The organism is Bacteroides sp. A1C1, from assembly GCF_004328515.1.
GTDB classification, from domain to species: domain Bacteria; phylum Bacteroidota; class Bacteroidia; order Bacteroidales; family Bacteroidaceae; genus Bacteroides; species Bacteroides uniformis.
Genome location: NZ_CP036491.1, coordinates 1,555,010 through 1,573,993 on the forward strand (window position 1 = coordinate 1,555,010; position 18,984 = coordinate 1,573,993).

Annotated in this window: 14 protein-coding genes; 6 read left to right on the forward strand and 8 right to left on the reverse strand. The window is 48.7% G+C overall.

The window, feature by feature from the left end; all coding sequences use genetic code 11:
• Positions 1 to 45: 45 nt before the first annotated feature.
• From EYA81_RS06470 to EYA81_RS06485, 4 genes are read right to left on the reverse strand one after another with little or no spacing between them, the layout of a single operon-like run.
• Positions 46 to 3,090, reverse strand: coding sequence for a glycoside hydrolase family 3 N-terminal domain-containing protein (locus EYA81_RS06470; protein ID WP_061411769.1), 3,045 nt, complete (start codon positions 3,088 to 3,090; stop codon positions 46 to 48).
• 20 nt (positions 3,091 to 3,110) lie between these two features.
• Positions 3,111 to 6,125, reverse strand: a complete 3,015-nt coding sequence (locus EYA81_RS06475) for a glycoside hydrolase family 3 N-terminal domain-containing protein (protein ID WP_061411771.1) — start codon at positions 6,123 to 6,125, stop codon at positions 3,111 to 3,113.
• A gap of 1 nt (position 6,126) precedes the next feature.
• Positions 6,127 to 7,044 (reverse strand): bifunctional UDP-sugar hydrolase/5'-nucleotidase, encoded by a 918-nt coding sequence (locus EYA81_RS06480; protein ID WP_005825055.1) that lies wholly within the window; start codon positions 7,042 to 7,044, stop codon positions 6,127 to 6,129.
• Positions 7,045 to 7,066: 22 nt separating this feature from the next.
• The gene (locus EYA81_RS06485) at positions 7,067 to 7,837 is read right to left on the reverse strand and encodes a 5'-nucleotidase C-terminal domain-containing protein (protein ID WP_016273980.1); all 771 of its coding nucleotides are present in this window, start codon (positions 7,835 to 7,837) and stop codon (positions 7,067 to 7,069) included.
• 259 nt (positions 7,838 to 8,096) lie between these two features.
• Between EYA81_RS06485 and rplS the strand changes: the two genes are divergently transcribed.
• Positions 8,097 to 8,450, forward strand: coding sequence for a 50S ribosomal protein L19 (gene rplS / locus EYA81_RS06490; protein WP_004292313.1), 354 nt, complete (start codon positions 8,097 to 8,099; stop codon positions 8,448 to 8,450).
• A gap of 757 nt (positions 8,451 to 9,207) precedes the next feature.
• On the opposite strand, the gene EYA81_RS06495 is transcribed toward rplS, so the two are convergent.
• The gene (locus EYA81_RS06495) at positions 9,208 to 10,188 is read right to left on the reverse strand and encodes an ROK family protein (protein ID WP_117601221.1); all 981 of its coding nucleotides are present in this window, start codon (positions 10,186 to 10,188) and stop codon (positions 9,208 to 9,210) included.
• A gap of 177 nt (positions 10,189 to 10,365) precedes the next feature.
• On the opposite strand from EYA81_RS06495, the gene EYA81_RS06500 reads away from it, so the two are divergent.
• The 5 genes from EYA81_RS06500 (at position 10,366) to EYA81_RS06520 (ending at position 16,193) form a co-directional block, all read left to right on the forward strand.
• Complete coding sequence (locus tag EYA81_RS06500; protein ID WP_117601220.1) at positions 10,366 to 11,082, forward strand: ABC transporter ATP-binding protein; 717 nt, start codon at positions 10,366 to 10,368, stop codon at positions 11,080 to 11,082.
• Positions 11,083 to 11,143: 61 nt separating this feature from the next.
• Complete coding sequence (locus EYA81_RS06505; protein WP_117601219.1) at positions 11,144 to 12,403, forward strand: ABC transporter permease; 1,260 nt, start codon at positions 11,144 to 11,146, stop codon at positions 12,401 to 12,403.
• 5 nt (positions 12,404 to 12,408) lie between these two features.
• On the forward strand, positions 12,409 to 13,650 hold the full coding sequence (locus EYA81_RS06510) for an ABC transporter permease (protein WP_117601218.1): 1,242 nt from the start codon (positions 12,409 to 12,411) through the stop codon (positions 13,648 to 13,650).
• A gap of 80 nt (positions 13,651 to 13,730) precedes the next feature.
• Entirely contained in the window at positions 13,731 to 14,834 is a 1,104-nt protein-coding gene (locus EYA81_RS06515; RefSeq protein ID WP_117601217.1) for an efflux RND transporter periplasmic adaptor subunit, read from the forward strand.
• A 30-nt stretch (positions 14,835 to 14,864) separates the two neighbouring features.
• Complete coding sequence (locus EYA81_RS06520) at positions 14,865 to 16,193, forward strand: TolC family protein (protein WP_131225533.1); 1,329 nt, start codon at positions 14,865 to 14,867, stop codon at positions 16,191 to 16,193.
• 83 nt (positions 16,194 to 16,276) lie between these two features.
• Here EYA81_RS06520 and EYA81_RS06525 read toward each other — a convergent pair whose 3' ends face one another.
• From EYA81_RS06525 to EYA81_RS06535, 3 genes are all read right to left on the reverse strand, one after another.
• A complete protein-coding gene (locus EYA81_RS06525) occupies positions 16,277 to 17,182 on the reverse strand; it encodes a hypothetical protein (protein ID WP_131225534.1) in 906 nt (301 codons plus the stop codon).
• A 13-nt stretch (positions 17,183 to 17,195) separates the two neighbouring features.
• The gene (locus EYA81_RS06530) at positions 17,196 to 17,888 is read right to left on the reverse strand and encodes a DUF4476 domain-containing protein (RefSeq protein ID WP_117601214.1); all 693 of its coding nucleotides are present in this window, start codon (positions 17,886 to 17,888) and stop codon (positions 17,196 to 17,198) included.
• A 99-nt stretch (positions 17,889 to 17,987) separates the two neighbouring features.
• Positions 17,988 to 18,824, reverse strand: coding sequence for a S1 RNA-binding domain-containing protein (locus EYA81_RS06535; protein WP_117878924.1), 837 nt, complete (start codon positions 18,822 to 18,824; stop codon positions 17,988 to 17,990).
• Positions 18,825 to 18,984 lie beyond the last annotated feature (160 nt).

Here is an 18,984-nt window from a genome sequence, read left to right on the forward strand (position 1 = left end):
GCCTTTCCTGCGTGAGCAAGGGAGGCTCTTTTTAATTTGTACCAATTATTTTTTTCCTCTCAGCATCGCCTTATATACCGCCTCCTGAATCCTCATCCTTATATCCAGCCTCATCAACTTGTTATTCCACACATCCGGATAGGTGCGGTTGCTCAAAAAGACATAAACCAAGCCGTTCTCCGGGTCTGTCCAGGCGCAAGTACCCGTGAAACCGGTATGACCGTAGACAGAAGCAGGGGCAGACTCTGCGCAGGGACTCTTCTGGGGATTACGCCGGTCGGGCTTATCAAATCCCAGCCCCCGGCGGCTTATCCTTGAGACGGTGGTAGTAAATACCCTGCAAGTCTCCTTGCTCAAATAGCGCTTACCGTCCAGTTCACCCCCATTCAGCAACATCTGATAGACTTTTGCCACTTCTCCGGCAGTGGAGAACAGCCCGGCATTACCGGAAACGCCGCCCTGAAAAGCTGCAGATTCATCATGTACAAATCCTTGCAAGGTAGTCTTACGCAAGAAAGGATCTGTTGATGAAGGTACAATATCTTCCTTCTTCAAGAAGCGCAGAGGAAGATACCCCGTACGCTCCAATCCCATCGGAGTATAGAATTCCTTGGCCAGATATTCGTCCATAGACATGCCGGTGCGCGCCTCGACCAACTGCTGCAACAAGATAAAGCCCACACAACTATAACGGTAACGTTTATCTCTAAGCGAAGTATCCACAATCTTCTGCAAGTACTCTTGCTTGAAGGAACGGTTCAGCCAAAGGCTGTCGGACACTTGCATCGTATATTCCGGTGTCTGCACCTTCGACGTCAGTCCCTGACGGAAGCGGAACTTAGGGTTCGCCCAAGTCTGCCGTCCGATGCGTGCGGAATGCCGGGCATCGGGACGTGCCTTGAACAAAGTGCCGGTGTAGCTCTCTTCATCAATCGCTTCCTGATAGAATAGCAAGGTAGAAGGTAGACCGGATTCATGCATCAGCAGTTCGCGTACCGTAATATTCTTCTTGTCCGTATCCTGTAGGAAAGGCAGATAATCCGACACCCGGTCTGTAAGATTGAGGCGTCCGCCATCGTACAACTTCATCACAGCAAGCAGCGTGGCTGTGGTCTTTGTCAGCGAAGCGATGTCGTATACATCCGTCTTCTTTACGGGAAGCGCCTTGCTTCCGGCCTCGTTCCAGACGTGGGTACCGAAAGCTTTATTATACATCTCCCTACCATCCTTCAGCACCACCACCTGGCAACCGGGGTAAGCCCCTTCACGAATGCCTTCTTCAGCTATCTTGTCTATTTCAGCCAGCAGACGGGAATTCATACCATGCTCTTCGGGTACAAAGCGGGGGGCGCTTTGAGGAGTCAGCGTCACTCCCGCACCGGCAGCAAACCGACTACCGATACTGGCAGACAAGCGTCCCTCTGAACAAGCGCTGCCATAAACAATCCGGGCAACCTGCCGCTGTACCTCCTCGTTGGAGGAGTGTGCCAAAATCACCGCTTCAGCAGCAGCGTCCCCTTGTTTTATCTGCAATACCTGCTTGCCAGGAATAAAGAACAGATAAACCACCGGTACGTCAGGAGCGAACTTTGCAAAGAAATTCTGATAGGGCGTCAAACGGTGTTCGGTGACACAGACCAGAATACGTTTGTACTTGGCCAGCGCATTCCTCAAACGGTTCCCGTCAGCCTCCGGCAGATTCTTGCCCAAATGGAACTCCACAGGACGGGTATACTGCGACAGTTCCTTGAGGAACGGCTGGATTTCCTGCGCTTCTCCCACATTGAGCACGGCAACTTCACCGATGGAAGGGTCCAGCGGAAGTACCTCGTCCCGGTTATCCAGCACAGTGATGGCCGCCAAGTTCAGCCGGCGCATCAAATCACGCGTTTTCGGAGTATTGATGCGGGTCCCCAAACCTGAAAGCTGTACATGGGGTTTCTTTTCCAACCCAAGGGCATATTTATATTTCAGTACTTTACGGCATTTCGCCTCTATCTCTTTCTCTGTCAGCTCCCCTTTTTTCACAGCGGCAAGCACAGCCTCCACTTCTTCCTTAATACGCCGGGGGACAAGCAGCAAATCATTGCCGGCTTTCAGCGCCTGCAAACAGATGCTTTCATTGCCCGATACCCCTTTCATGGCAAGGGCATCTGTAAAGACAAGCCCCTGAAAGCCGAGGTCATTCACCAACAGACCGGAAACTACCTTACGCGAAAGCGAAGACGGGAGCCCCTTTTGCGGCTCTATGGTAGGCACCTCCAAGTGCCCCACCATCATTCCTCCCAATCCGGCACGAATGGCTTTTCTGAAAGGATAAAGCTCTATACTGTCCAGACGGGCACGGGTAAAAGGCAGCACGGGCAACGCCTTATGAGAATCCACATCCGTATCCCCATGCCCCGGAAAGTGCTTGCTGACAGAAAGTACACCACCATCCTCCAACCCTTTGGAGTAGGCAACAACCTTGTTCGCCACATTGAACGGACTTTCACCGAAGGAACGGGTATTGATAACCGGATTCTTGGGATTGATATTCACATCCGCTACAGGAGCAAAATTCACTTGCACCCCCAGTTCACGGCATTGGCGGGCCACTTCGCGCCCATATTCATAAATCAGTGTATCGTTCTGTATGCAGCCCAGCACCATGTTTCGCGGAAAGTTCGGAGTACCGCGGAGGCGCATAGCCAGTCCCCATTCACCGTCAAAGGTAATCATCAGCGGAACTTCCGCCATCCGCTGCGCCTCATTGGTCAACATCACCTGGTTCTGCATCAATCCGCCGGAGAATAACAGACCGCCTACCTTATAGTCCTCCACCACCTTACGCAGCAGTTCCTTGTTGGCCTTGTCCTGCTGGGGGGCAATCGTATAGATGAACAGTTGTCCGATGCGTTCTTTCAGAGTCAGACGCTGCATGACGGAATCCACCCACTGCCTGCACCGCACGTCACTGTTCAAGAGACGTACAAGCGAAGGGTCGTTCGGCGGCACCGGAGTAAACGGCATCGGGCCAAGCTGCGCTTTCAGAAGCGGACAAAGACAACACAATATAGTGATATAGGCAAGCAGGTATATTCTCTTCATTCCTTATAGATAGATTGTTTTTAGGGGATTTGCGGAATAATACTTTTATAAATCAATTCCTGGATATCTCTTCTTATATTCATGTCACCCAGTTTCGTGTTCCATACATTGGGGCACAAGCGGTTGCTGAGGAATACATACACTGTCTTGTTTTCCGGGTCCACCCAAGCACAAGTACCGGTAAATCCGGTATGTCCATATACTGCTTCCGGAGCGGAAGGAGCACAAGGGCTGCGCTTCACAATGGATACATCCGGCTTGTCGAATCCCAGACCGCGACGGCTGATGGCAGATTTCTCCGTCGTAAACAAACGGCAGGTTGCCTCACTCAAGAAACGCTTGCCATTGAATTCACCGCCGTTCAGCAACATTTGATAAACCTTTGCCACCTCTTCGGCCGTAGAGAAAAGTCCTGCATTACCGGACACCCCACCCATGCAGGCAGCAGTCTCGTCATGCACATATCCGCATATATCCTGGCGACGCAGGAAGTCATTGGATGCCGTGGGCATGATTTCCGCTTTGGTGAACTTCGTCAAAGGCAGAAACATAGTACGTTGCAATCCCATCGGGGCATAGAACTCACGGGCAAGGTACAAATCCATCGGCAGCTCCGTCACCTTCTCCACTACCTGCTGCAACAGCACGAAGCCGAGGTCGCTGTAAACATAACGTTTGCCATCCAACTCGCACTTGGCTATCCGCTGAAGGATAGAATTCTTGAAACTCTTGTTCAGCCACATGCCATCTGCCATGTGCAGGGTATAGACCGGTGTATTCTTGTCGGACACCATCCCTTTCCGGAACTTAAAATCGGAACAATAATAGCTATGCTCGCTTACCTGCGTACGATGCCACTCGTCCACCCAACTCTGGGAGTACGGACCGTGTACCGAATTCGGGTCTATGATGTCCAGGTAGAAGCGGATATAGGGAGGAAGCCCCGATTCGTGGAACAAAAGTTCGCGGATGGTAATGTTCCGCTTGTTGCCATTGCGCAAGAAGGGCAGATAAGCGGAAACCTTGTCATCCAGTTTTATCTTGCCCTCATCATACAGTTTCATGACGGCAAGCAACGTAGCCGTAGTCTTGGTCAGCGAAGCCAAATCAAAAAGGTCCGAAGAACGGACAGTAGTGGTATCCTTATCAGAGTGGGTTCCGAAGCCTTTGTCATATACCGGCAGTCCGTCTTTCCACACCAGCACGCGGCAACCGGGATAAGCTCCCGCTTCCAGTCCCTTCCGGGCAACGGCATCGATACTTTGCAGCACATACGATTTCATGCCGTAATCTTCCGGAACAGTCTTCCCCGGTTTCATGCCCGGTTCAATCATACAGCCCGTTCCCGCTGGAAACAGTTTACCGATACTCATCGACATTCTGCCACTGGCCGGCTTTTTGGCAAAAAGAACATCAACCACGTATTGCTGCAAATCCGTCTCTGCCGAATGTGCCAGCACCACAGCGCTAGATTTGGCAAGTGCGGGCATCAGAGGTTGCAATGTACGGTAAGAGGTAAAAAAAGTATAGACCAGCGGAGCACGCAGGTTCAAGCCTTCCAGAAAGGCCACATCACGGTCGCTGACATAAGCCGAACCGGTGATGCTGATAACCACGCGACGGAAAGCAGCCAACTGCCCCTGCACTTCCTGCCAGAGAGCCTCATCGGCATTCCAAGGCAAGTGGAAATGGCTGATGCCTGCATTCTTTTTCATAGCTTCCACAAAGGGAGCATCTGCCTCCTTCTCTCCGATGCTGAGCACGGCAATATCACCTTCCACCGGTGCCAGCGGGAGGACATCGAAATAATTGTTCAATACAGTCACTGCCGAACGGCGCAACTTGGCAGCCAACGCCTGCGCTTCCTCCGTATTGATGCGATAGCTCATTCCGCTGACCCGAAGTTGCGGCTGGCGGTTTCTCAAGCCAAGCATATACTTGTACATCAATACCTTGCGGCACTTGGCATCAAGTTCGTCCTTACTCAGTTGTCCCGACTCCACTGCATCTACCAGCTCCTGCACCGCATTCTTCGTATTGAACTGTACCAGCACCATATCATTTCCCGCCAGCAGCGCTTTGGTAGTTACCTGCGGAATGGCAGACACACCCTTCATGTCCAAGGCATCGGTAAACACCAGCCCTTTAAAGCCGAGTTCATCCTTCAACAGCCCGGTCACCACATTCCGCGACAAGGAAGAAGGAGTCACCCCGTCCGGGTCCAGCGCCTGCACTTGCAGATGGCCTACCATGACACCCCCCAATCCGGCACGTACCATTTCCTTGAAGGGATAAAGTTCCACACTGTCCAGGCGTGCACGGTCGTAGTGCAAGGCGGGAAGCGCCTTATGAGAATCCACATCCGTATCGCCATGCCCGGGGAAATGCTTGCAAACGGAAAGTATGCCCCCGCTTTCGAGCCCACGGCTGTATGCCACCACCTTTTCCGCCACCCGCTGCGGGTTCTCGCCAAAGGAGCGTACGTGTATCACCGGGTTCAGCGGATTCGTATTGACATCCGCATCGGGTGCAAAATTGACGTGTACCCCCAATTCGCGGAACTGGCGGGCCACCTCACGTCCATATTCTTCAATCAGGCCATTGTCCTCGATACATCCCAAGGCGGCATTACGGGGATAGTCCGGAGCGCCTTTCAGCCTCATTGACAGTCCCCACTCTCCATCGAAAGTAACCATAACGGGAATCTTGGCATCCTTCCGGGCCATATTGGTCAAGATAGCCTGCTCTTCCGGAGTACCTTCGGAAAACAGCAAGCCACCGACCTTGTATTTCTTTACCAGCTCGCGCATCTGCTTTTTCGTGGCCTTGTCTGCTCTGGCCGGAATGGTGGCAACGATGAGCTGCCCCACTTTTTCGTGTACATTCAGACCTGACAACACGGAGTCCACCCATTGCCGGCACCGGTTGTCTGCAGCCGAAGGAAGAAACGGGCCTCCCGTCTGGGCGTGAAGTGAAGATAATCCCAATATAAACAATCCTGCAACCCATAAAAGGAGGGTGAGTCTTTTCATCATGCTATTTTTCAGTTAAAGTAAGTACCATTTCTCCTACGTAGATGCCACTCTTTCCGGTGTGCAGCACGGGAACGCTCTTGCCGTCCGCATTCAGATAAACGGCAGGCTTTTCCATAAAAGTATGCGAATGTCCTCCCAAAATGACATCAATGCCACGCGTCTTGCCTACCAGGTTCTCGTCGGAAGCGCCTTCGGGATTTGCACTGCGGATACCCAAATGAGACATGCAAATCACAACCTCGCAATTCTCCTTCTCCCTGAGAAGGTCTGTCATTTCTTGGGCCACCTTTATCGGGTCGTTGTAGACAATGCCTATGCATTTATCCGCCTGCACCAGCCCTTCCATCTTGGGGGCCAGGCCGAAGATTCCGATTTTCACCCCTTCGCGCACCAAGGTGATATAAGGCTTCACCAGCCCTTCGAGTACCGTACCCGTCACGTCATAATTGGAACAGACCACGGGAAAATCCGCCATACGGAACAATTCCGCCATATTCTCAAGTCCGAAATCAAATTCATGATTACCTATCGTCATGGCATCATAGCCCATGAGGTTCATCATCTTGACCTCCAGCTCGCCTTTGAAAAAGTTATAATAAGGGGTACCTTGCGAGATGTCTCCGCAATCCAGCAGCAACATATCCGGATGCTTGCCGCGAAACTGCTTTACAAAACCGGCACGGCGCACCACACCGCCCATCCCGGCATACTCGTCGGCAGCCTCGGCGCTGATGGGTTCTATACGGCTGTGCGTATCGCTGGTGTGCAGGATAAACAGTTGTTTTCCGGATTGGCCGGACGATACAGAATCGGCGGACACCAGGCAAAGGGGTTCTTCAGTAATGACACGCCCCTCTTGCTGTGCCGATGCGGGGAGCATGAAAAGCAGCAGGGCTGCCAAGGAATACATATGTTTCATAGAACTTCTGTTTTTTTAATGCTTACTCTTTAACGACCACTCTTCCCTCCATGCGCGAAGTCACCTTCTTGCCGGCTGCCGTCTGCTTCTCCACATACTTCATGAACAGACCACGCAGTGTAGCCCCATCCGGGCACTCCCTTTTATCCGCCTGCAGGAAAGCCGTCATTCCATCGTTTCCATCAGCCAGATAATCAATCGTGGCAACCGTATAGTCACGGTCATCCTCCACCGGCTTGCCGGCAATGGAAGCCTGGAGCAGCTTGCCATCCTTGCTGATTTCCAACTGTATACCACTCACCCCTTCACCAAGTCTCACCGCAATGTTTTCAAACAAGTGCTTCATGGCAGAGCCTTTCATCGTCAGCACACAGAGCGAATTCTCAAAAGGCAATATCTCATAGATGTTTTCGGTAGTGATATCTCCTTCCGTCAGGGAATTCCGGATTCCACCGATATTGATTAGCCCCATATCTGCCGGTTTGCCCAGCACTTCCACCGCAGCCTCACGCAGTACATCTGCAATCAGATTGGATAAAAGGCTTTCGGGCCGGAATCTGTCCATCGACATTTCTGCGGTTCCCACCACATGATACATAACGCTGTCCATCCGGGCCTTGTAAGGCGCCAGCAGAGCCACGGCTTCGGCATCCGGCTCGGCATCCCAGACAGAGTTCATGGGAATTCTGCCTCCCTCTACCTTGGTCACTTCGTAGGAAGAATGGCAGGAAACCAATAGAAGTGCAACCGCCAACACTGCCCCCGCAAGGAGACTGAAAGTTTGTTTCTTCATATTCATTTAGTTTTAAATTGCTACAAATATACTTTTCTTTTGCGACTGAGCCACACAATTAACCGATTATTTAGACTTGCGTTTAGCAGAATGAAACGCTCAAAAATCATCCCAACTGGCGAAAAAAAGCTTGAAGCACTTGTGTATCTGGCAAATAATTCGTTCCTTTGCACCGCTTTCGCGCAATCGCTGTCAGGACACCAAGAGAGAAGCCTGGTATGTTGCGTTGTAACGATGAAACAATTTAATAATAAAAACAATGGATTTAATTAAAATTGCAGAAGAAGCATTTGCTACCGGAAAACAGCACCCGAGCTTCAAGGCAGGTGACACTGTAACAGTAGCATATCGTATTGTCGAGGGTAACAAGGAACGTGTACAGCTGTACCGTGGTGTTGTTATCAAGATTGCCGGACATGGAGACAAGAAGCGTTTTACAGTACGTAAGATGTCAGGAACCATAGGCGTAGAACGTATTTTCCCGATTGAATCACCGGCTATCGACAGCATCGAAGTGAACAAGGTGGGTAAAGTTCGTCGCGCTAAACTGTACTACCTGCGCGCTCTTACCGGTAAGAAAGCAAGAATCAAAGAAAAAAGAGTTAACGGTTAATTCCAGACTCCTATTTCGAAATAAAAAAGGGAAACTGACAATGTCAGTTTCCCTTTTTTAGTGATATACACAGTAGGCATACACACCATGCGATACTCTACTGCTACTCCCTCATTCAAAACATTGTAAGCCTGCGCTCCTTTCCTTTCACATAAGCCTTCCTTCTTGCTGATATGTTAGTTTATCAGCGCCCAACGGCCGTGAGACGCTCTGCTAACGACCGTCAACAAGGTGCTTTATGGCCGTTAGACGAGCGCCTCACGGCCGTTAAACAGCTGTCATAGGCATAGCTTTTCCATACTGAATACCTATCTTATCCATACCGAATGCCTGGCTTCCACCTATTATCGCACGGGCTTTTACAAAGTTAATACCGTGTTTGCAGGAAACCAATAGCTTGTTTACACGATATTGGCAAATTGCTCCAGATCCTATTAATTTATTGTACTACAATATATTAATAGATTATTTGGTGTAAATTTAAGGTGGAAGCAACTTTTGCTTCCACCTTTTCAAGTTGCTTCCACAGCATCCGCAACCCCGATGAATAAAGGGATACAGAGAATGGGTGGAAGTGTGGAAGCAACTTGTGACATAACTTTATTGCTGAGGAATATGTGCCACTAAAGAAAAAAGGTGTGTCGAAACTCTCCTAAACTAAAAATCACCCTCGCCACAGGTAGTTGTAGCGAGGGTGATTTCGAGAAAAGGGGAGTTTTGACACATCCCCCTCCTTTATCAGTTTCCCTGATATCGATTACTTGGTATCTCTCAGCTCCCAGCCCAATGCACTGGCACCCAGCACAGCGGCATCAGAGTCCTTCAACTCGGAAGCCAGCAACTTAGTCTTGCCTTTGTAGATATTCAATACATTGTCATCAATGGCTTTCTGGATAGGCTTGAAGATATAGTCGCCCGCTTTTGCCAGACCACCGAACAGTACGATAGCTTCCGGGCTGGAGAAAGCAATGAAATCGGCCAAAGCCTCACCCAAGATAGTTCCGGTAAACTCAAAAATGTCTTGAGCAATCTTGTCGCCCTTCACAGCTGCATCATACACATCCTTGGAAGTAATGTTTTCTGCTGGAATGTCGCGCAACAAGCTTGGCTCGGTACTCTTGGTCAGGAACTCACGGGCAGAACGTGCCACACCCGTAGCCGAGCAGTAAGTTTCCAGACAACCGTGACGTCCGCATCCGCAGAGACGACCGTTTTCACGACGGATAATAGTATGTCCCAACTCTCCGGCAAAACCGTCATGGCCATATACCATCTGACCGTTAATAACGATACCGCTACCTACACCGGTGCCCAGCGTAATCATGATAAAGTCTTTCATACCGCGAGCCGCACCGTAAGTCATTTCACCGATACCGGCAGCATTGGCGTCGTTTGTCAAAGCGGTAGGAATACCCAAACGCTCCTCAAACATGGCAGCCAAAGGAATTACGCCCTTCCAAGGAAGATTCGGAGCAAACTCAATGGTACCGCTGTAATAGTTTCCGTTAGGAGCGCCGATACCGATACCTTTTATCTTGTCTACACCGCCATTGGCAATAATGAGCGGCAACAGATTCTTGCAAACTTCGTCTACATAATCATTGACGTCTTCATAAGCTCCGGTTTTGATGGAACTGCTTGCAATAATAGTTCCGCGTGCGTCTACAATACCAAAGACGGTGTTCGTTCCGCCTATGTCAATGCCCACTACATAGGGCTTTTCCATGTTTGAATTCATGATACTACGTTTGTTTAAAGGGTTAGTTAATCATATTCATGGTTACAAAAATCACAAAGAAAAACGACACTGCAAAATCTTTTTTTAAAAAAGTTTGCAACTTTTGCAACTTTTCGTAGCATAGCTGCGTCTAATAGTGAAAATTAATAAGAGTAAAGCAAAAAAACAGGGAAAACAGTGATACAACTAAAAGACATTAACAAGACCTATTACAACGGAGCACCACTGCACGTGCTCAAAGGCATCAACCTCGACATTCAGAAGGGTGAATTTGTTTCCATCATGGGCTCATCGGGTTCGGGAAAGTCCACTTTACTCAATATACTGGGCATTCTGGATAATTATGACACCGGAGAATACTATCTGAACGGTACTCTTATCAAAAATCTCAGCGAGACGAAGGCTGCCGAGTACCGCAACCGCATGATTGGCTTCATCTTCCAGTCCTTCAATCTGATTTCATTCAAGAACGCAGTAGAAAATGTGGCACTTCCCCTCTTTTATCAAGGAGTGAGCCGACGGAAACGCAATGCGATGGCATTGGAGTACCTCGACCGCCTGGGCTTAAAAGACTGGGCACACCACATGCCCAACGAAATGTCCGGCGGACAGAAACAGCGTGTAGCCATCGCCCGCGCCCTCATCACCCAGCCGCAGATTATCCTTGCCGACGAACCTACCGGCGCGCTCGACAGCAAGACTTCCGTAGAGGTGATGCAGATTCTGAAGGAACTGCACGATACGGGCATGACCATCGTAGTCGTGACCCACGAAAGCGGCGTTGCCAACCAGACGGACAAGATTATCCACATCAAAGACGGCGTCATAGGCAGCATCGAAACAAACTTGAATCACGATGCAAGCCCGTTCGGAAAAGACGGGTTCATGAAATAATGAAGGAAGAGCCCTCTTTCCCTTCTTTCTTTAATTTTTAATTCTTAATCTTTAATTATCAATGATAGACCTTTGGCAAGAAATATACGGAACCATCAAACGTAACAAGCTGCGTACGTTCCTGACGGGCTTTGCCGTAGCATGGGGCATCTTCATGCTCATCGTATTGCTCGGAGCCGGGAACGGCATCATACATGCTTTCGAACAGAATGCGTCGGAACGTGCCTTGAACTCCATCCGCATTTTTCCCGGCTGGACTACCAAATCATACGACGGTCTGAAGGAAGGACGTTTCATCCAACTGGACAATCGGGACATGGACGACACGGAAAAGCAATTTACAGAAAATGTCATTAGTGCCGGTGCCACAGTACGCCAGAGCAATGTAAACGTCAGTTTTGGACAAGAATATATCAATATCTCCCTGCTGGGCGTATACCCTAACTACACAGAAGTGGAAACCGTGAAGACGGCAGACGGACGTTTCATCAACCACAGCGATCTGAAAGACCGGCGTAAAGTAATCATCCTCCATAAGAAATCCGCAGATATCCTCTTCGGCAAAACACATACCGAACCTATCGGACAATTTGTCAATGCAGGTGGAGTGGCCTATCAGGTAGTGGGGCTCTACAATGACCAGGGAGACCGCGAGGCAAACGAGGCCTACATTCCTTTCTCCACCTTACAGACCATCTACAATAAAGGAGACAAGTTGAATAACATCATCTTCACGACCAAGAACCTGAGCAGTATAGAAAGCAATGAGGCCTTTGAAAAAGAATACCGTAAAGCCATTGCCACCAACCATCGCTTCGACCCTACCGACGACAGCGCCATCTGGATATGGAACCGTTTCACCAACTATCTGCAAGCCCAAAACGCAATGGGTATTCTACGCACCGCCATCTGGGTTATCGGTATCTTTACCTTGTTGAGCGGTATTGTCGGTGTATCGAATATCATGCTGATTACCGTTAAAGAACGTACCCGTGAATTCGGTATCCGCAAGGCACTGGGAGCAAAGCCCTTCTCCATCCTTTGGCTGATTATTGTGGAAAGCGTGACTATCACTACGCTATTCGGTTATATCGGTATGGTGGCAGGCATCGGGGTGACGGAATGGATGAACTCTGCTTTCGGTAACCAGACGATGGATGCCGGCATGTTCCAGCAGACCATGTTCTCCGATCCCACCGTAGACCTCAGCATTGCCGTCCAAGCCACACTGACCCTCATCATAGCAGGTACACTTGCCGGATTCTTCCCGGCAAAGAAAGCCGTGAGTATCAGTCCTATCGAAGCACTTAGAGCAGATTAAAGATTATGAAAATAGACATAGATACATGTGAGGAAATCCTCATCACAATAACAAGAAACAAGACAAGAAGCCTGCTGACTGCATTCGGTGTATTCTGGGGCATCTTTATGCTGGTAGCACTCATCGGTGGCGGACAAGGCATGCAGGAAGAACTGAAATCCCAGTTCGAAGGATTTGCGACCAACTCGGGCTTTATCGCCGCACAAAAGACAAGCGAAGCCTACAAGGGATTCCGCAAGGGACGCTGGTGGGACTTGGAGATGGAAGATGTGGACCGTGTGCGCAGTGTGGACGGCATCGCACTCGCCACGCCTTCATTTGCCCTTTGGGGACAGACCGCTGTCTATGGAGAAAACAAATATGAATGTAGTGTAAAGGGGCTGTACCCGGAGTATGAGCAGATAGAACATCAGGAAATGACTTACGGCCGTTTTATCAACGACGTCGACATCAAAGAGTCACGTAAAGTGTGTGTTATCGGCAAACGTGTATACGAAAGTCTCTTTAAACCGGGAGAAGACCCCTGCGGCAAATACGTTCGGGTGAACGGAATCTATTACCGGATTATCGGAATGTGTTCATCCGAAGGCAATGTCAACATACAAGGACAAGCCTCCGAAGCCATTGTATTGCCTTTCTCCACCATGCAGCAGACCTACAACCTCGGAAAGAAACTGGATGTGGTATGTTTCATCATGAAACCGGGAATAAAAGTAAAAGACGTACAGCCCGAAGTGGAACGCCTCGTAAAAGCAGCGCATTACATTGCTCCCGATGACAAACAAGCCGTCATGTTCCTGAATGCGGAAGCTATGTTCTCTATGATGGACAACCTGATGACCGGAGTACACTTTCTTATTTGGATGGTAGGTCTGGGTACATTGTTCGCCGGAGCCATCGGCGTATCGAATATCATGATGGTAACCGTCAAGGAGCGTACTACGGAAATAGGCATACGGCGTGCCATCGGTGCCCGTCCTAAAGACATCCTGCAACAAATTCTTTCGGAAAGCATGGTACTGACCACTATAGCGGGTATGGCAGGCATTTCTTTTGCCGTATTTGTACTGCAAATACTTGAAAAGGCTGCCAACGACCCTGGAGTTATCAAAACCCACTACCAGGTTTCATTCGGACTGGCTATCGGAACTTGCATCCTCCTCATCGCATTGGGAGTGCTTGCCGGACTGGCACCTGCCTATCGCGCCATGGCAATCAAACCAATTGAAGCAATCAGGGATGAATAAACCTATAAAAGATTATCAACCGTAAACCATGAAACAATGGTTACTATATCAATAGTAAATAATTAAATCATAAATATAAGATGAGAACTAAAAAGTATCTGAAAATTGCATTATTGGTAGTAATAGCTGCCTTGTTTATCTGGACATTTATATTCCTATATCAGAAGTCCCAACCTAAAGTAAAGGTATACGAAACAGTAGTTCCGGAAGTGACAGACCTCGAAAAGACCACCGTAGCCACCGGCAAAGTGGAACCAAGAGACGAAGTACTCATTAAACCGCAGATTTCCGGTATCATATCTGAAGTGTACAAGGAGGCCGGACAAAGCATAAAACAAGGCGAAGTGATTGCCAAAGTGAAGGTTATTCCAGAACTAGGCACATTAAACTCAGCCGAAAGCCGCGTACGGTTGGCGGAAATCAACGCTGCCCAAGCCGAAACAGACTTCGCACGTACCCAGAAGTTGTACAACGACAAGCTTATCAGCGCTGAAGAGTATGAAAAAGGAGAGGTAAGTGTAAAGCAAGCACGCGAGGAACTGCAGACTGCAAAAGACAACTTGGAAATTGTAAAGGAAGGCATCACCAAGAACAGCGCCTCTTTCAGTAGTACGCTGATTCGTTCCACCATTACCGGTCTGATTCTGGATGTGCCCATCAAAGTCGGTAACTCGGTTATCATGAGTAACACCTTCAATGACGGAACCACTATCGCTACCGTTGCTAACATGAACGATTTGATTTTCCGCGGCAACATTGACGAAACGGAAGTGGGCCGTGTACACGAAGGTATGCCGGTGAAACTGACAATCGGCGCCCTGCAGAATCTTTCGTTCGATGCCACACTGGAATACATATCTCCGAAGGGTGTGGAAGAAAACGGTGCCAACCAGTTTGAAATCAAAGCTGCCATTGCCGCACCGGACAGCGTACAGATACGTTCCGGCTATTCTGCCAACGCAGAAATCGTATTGGACCGTGCCCAGAAAACGCTTGCCGTTCCGGAAAGTACTGTTGAATTCAATGGGGACAGTACCTTTGTATATGTAATGACGGACAGCGTACCGGTACAAAAGTTCGAACGCCGCCCCATCCAGGTCGGCATGAGCGACGGCATAAAGATTGCCATCAAAAGCGGCATCAGTGCCCAGGATAAGCTTCGCGGTGCAGAGAAAAAGGATTAACAAACGGAATAGCTTAAAAAGATATACGACATGAATAAAAAGATATTCTTATACCTCGCCATATTCGGCAGTATCTCAGTGCAGGCGCAGGAACGCTGGTCTTTGCGCCAATGCATAGACTATGCCATCGAGCATAACATCAGTATCCGCCAAACAGCCAACGCTGCCGAACAGAGTGCTGTCGAGGTAAATACAGCCAAATGGGCACGACTGCCGAACCTGAATGCCAGTGCCGGCCAGAGCTGGAACTGGGGACGTACGCAAACAGCCATCAAGAACGAGGATACGGGAGACTACTCCACTGTATACGTCAACACCAGCAGTCACGGAACCAACATGTCCGTCAATACCAGCATACCTATTTTTACCGGTCTGGAAATTCCCCACCAGTATGCATTGGCCAAACTGAACCTCAAAGCTGCCATTGCCGACCTGGACAAAGCCAAGGAAGATATTGCCATCAATATAGCTTCGGCCTACCTGCAAGTGCTGTTCAATGAAGAGCTCCACCAGGTGGCGCTGGGACAAGTACAACTGAGTAAAGAGCAATATGTCCGTATCAGCCGGCTGGCAGAACTGGGCAAGGCTTCTCCGGCAGAACTGGCAGAAGCCAAAGCACGTGTGGCACAAGACGAGATGAATGTGGTACAGACGAACAATAATTATAAGTTGGCTCTGCTCGACCTCAGCCAGCTTATCGAGCTGGAAACACCTGAAGGGTTCAATCTGGAATCTCCGGCAGTCAATCTGAAGTTGGTTCCTCTCACTCCTCCGGATGAAATATTCCAAACAGCTATGGTAAGCAAAGCCTCCATCCAGGCTGCACAGTTCCGTCTGGAAGGCAGCAAGCACAGCATCCGCATCGCCCAGAGCAACTACTACCCACAACTGAGCCTGAACGGTAGCCTCGGTACGAATTACTATTCTACCATTGACCGCACCTTCAGCCAGCAGATGAACGATAACTTCAACAAATATGTAGGCTTCAACCTCAGCGTACCTATTTTCAACCGCCTCTCTACCCGTAACCGGGTGCGCACGGCACGCCTGCAACGTGAAAACTATGCCTTGCAACTGGATGATGCCAAAAAGACGCTTTACAAGGAAATCCAGCAAGCATGGTACAACGCCGCCGCTGCCGAAAGCAAATATACCAGCAGCCATACAGCCACCGTTGCCAGCGAAGAATCTTTCAAGCTGATGAGCGAGAAATATGAAAATGGTAAAGCAAATGCCGTGGAATACAATGAAGCAAAACAAAACCTTATGAAATCCCAATCAGACGAACTGCAGGCCAAGTATGACTATCTGTTCCGTACCAAGATTCTGGATTTCTATAAAGGAGAACCGATTGAGTAAAAAACGAAGTATAATTTTAGTTGTTGTGTTTGATTCTCCCCTCTCCCTGCTTCATGCAGGCGAGAGGGGAGTTTTTTGTTCTTCTATCTCCTTGTATTTTCCGAAGAACGGGAAGAGCTACTGCGGGTAGTGCTTGAAGAGCTGCTGCGACGGCTTTCGGAATTCCGTACGCCGGAAGCATTTCTTCTTTCCTTACTTTCCGTCTTTACCCTGCTACGGCTGGGGCTCTTATCATTATTTTTAGTTCTTGTGGTTTCTATTTTCTCTTTACTCGACTTTCTGCCACTATCCACACTACTACGTCGCGTACTGCTGTTACGTGTACCTGTACTAATGCGATTATTACTACCGTTGCTACGTCGCGTGGTATATACATCATCCCTGCCTGCCGGACGCTTATGCGAATTAGGGCGGATGTTCACCGAACCGAAATCTGAACGGCGGCTGGTGTGGTACGACTTATCATTCCGAATGCTCCACGAACCGGTATAGTGCGGATGATGGTAACGACCGCGATAATAGCTGTTGTGATAGTGCGTACGACAATGCCCACCGCAATATGTACGGTAATGATACGGCCGCGGGAAATAGAAATGATTATGGTTGGTGTAAGTGATGTAAACCCTAAAAGACCAACGCCCACCACTTACATAAACCGGACGGTAAAAATAGGCGGCCTGCATGAAACGGCCATACTGCCGGTTATTCAGCACCCATCGAAGATCGTCATTGCGCACATCCAGATAATCGTAATAGCGATTCAAGGCCCATTCCTCCCCCCGAAGAACGTCATCCATCAGATAGCGTATACCGGAAATGAAATCATAGTTTATTTCGTACACGTCATTATACTGTTCTGTATTCAGGTTCAATTCATAGGCCATCTTGTCCGTAAGAAAGCGGGTCTCTTTACGCACTTTGCTGTTGCTCATTGCCGCACTGCAAACAGCTGTGCTCATCATAGCGGCAAGAAATATAATCCGTTTCATAATCCCTCCTTTTTTAGTTATTCTTCTCATGATATTGTTTGATGAAGGCATTTATCTCGTTCTTGTCCGACGAGAAGGTCAGCTTGTCTATCGCATAATAGAAATTCGGTTTATCGACTATTTTAGGATAAATCTTCTTCATCAACTGCTTCTTTTCACTGTCGAAACGATAAAAATCCATCAGACGGATACACTGGTCAGTAGTGAACCAAGAGGTCAGCAAGGCATGGTCGAGCACTTCCTTACGGTCTGAATCGAAACTCTGTTTTTCCATCAGCCCCATAAACTGTTCGAAGGCAGAGGGAGACATTACCCGTTCATACTGCCCGCCCCCTGACGGTCTGTCACCGGGTCTGCCAGGCTTGTGATGATTAGAAGTACCCCAGTTTCCACCAGGTCTTTTGTCCTCTGGAATGAAAATATCTTCCACTTCATTGATGGAGCAATGCACACGTTCATCATATAGGAGTTTTCCTCTTCGAGGATTCCCCCCACGGGATGGCGCTTCATAAACCTCCACCCGACAACTACCACGCAGATTGGCTACAAAACAACTGAAAGTAGGCAGGCAAACCTGCTGTCCGTCGACCAATACCACCACTCTACGGTATGGACTTTCTATACGGATTCCGTCTATGGGCGCCGCTTTTATTGCGGGAAACGCTACCAGAACTAGACAAACACTTAATATCAAATGACGTATCATGACTTTTCTTTTTTATTGTACGACAAAAATAGGGAGAGGAAATTCCCCTCCCTAATGATTGTCTCTATTTACAAGTAGGGAAATTCCTAATGACTGGGACTAATTCCTAATCCTGATTCCATCTTCCTCCAATACAACCAGATGTTTTTTGTACAAATCTCCCACAGCCTTTTTGAAGGTTTTCTTGCTGACACCGAAAGTTGCATAGATTTCTTCTGCCGGACTCTTGTCATTCAAAGCTATCCGTCCGCCCTGTTCACGGATATAGTCCAGCAGCGTAGCTGAGAAATCTTCTACTTTAGCCTGCCCCGTTTTTTGAAGCAGCAGGTCTATCTTGCCGTCTTCACGTACCTGCTTCACATAGGCTTTCATCCTCATGCCCGTGTGCAGTGGCTGAAATATCTCGCTCTCATATAGCAAGCCGCTATATTCATCGTTGATGATCGCCTTGAATCCCAAATCCGTCTTCTGCCAAATCAGGATATCCACCTCCTGCCCCGACTCATAGGCGGCCTTCTCTTTGGAAAGATAACGGTCTACCTTGGCCGATGCCACGATACGATAGCTTTCATCATCCAAATGGGCATGAACCACATACTTCTTTCCCACCTGCATCTTCATTTTCTGTTCGCGGAAGGGGACGAAAAGATCCTTCATCAATCCCCAGTTAAGGAAAGCGCCATACTGGTTTATCCACGCCACCTCCAAGCAGGCAAACTGCCCGACCTGCACTAATGGTGTCAGAGTAGTGGCTACCAGGCGTTCTTCGTTATCAAGATATATAAAAACGTTCAGTTTGGCTCCCACCTTACAGTCTTGGGGGACATAACGCGACGGAAGCAGAATTTCACCTTCTTCGCCACCGTCCAGATACATGCCGAAGGCTACCTCCTTCACCACTTCCAGCGTATTGTACTTTCCTAACTTAATGCTCATAGTTTCTTACTTATCTTCATTTTCCCAACAAAGATAAGTAATTTAGGTACAATACAGCAGTTCGGAAAGAAGAAATAACTTTTTGCTCTAAAAGATAACTTTTTTCTATGAACAACTCTCTTCAAAAAGGGTTATCTTTGTATCGTGACAATCAGCAAGA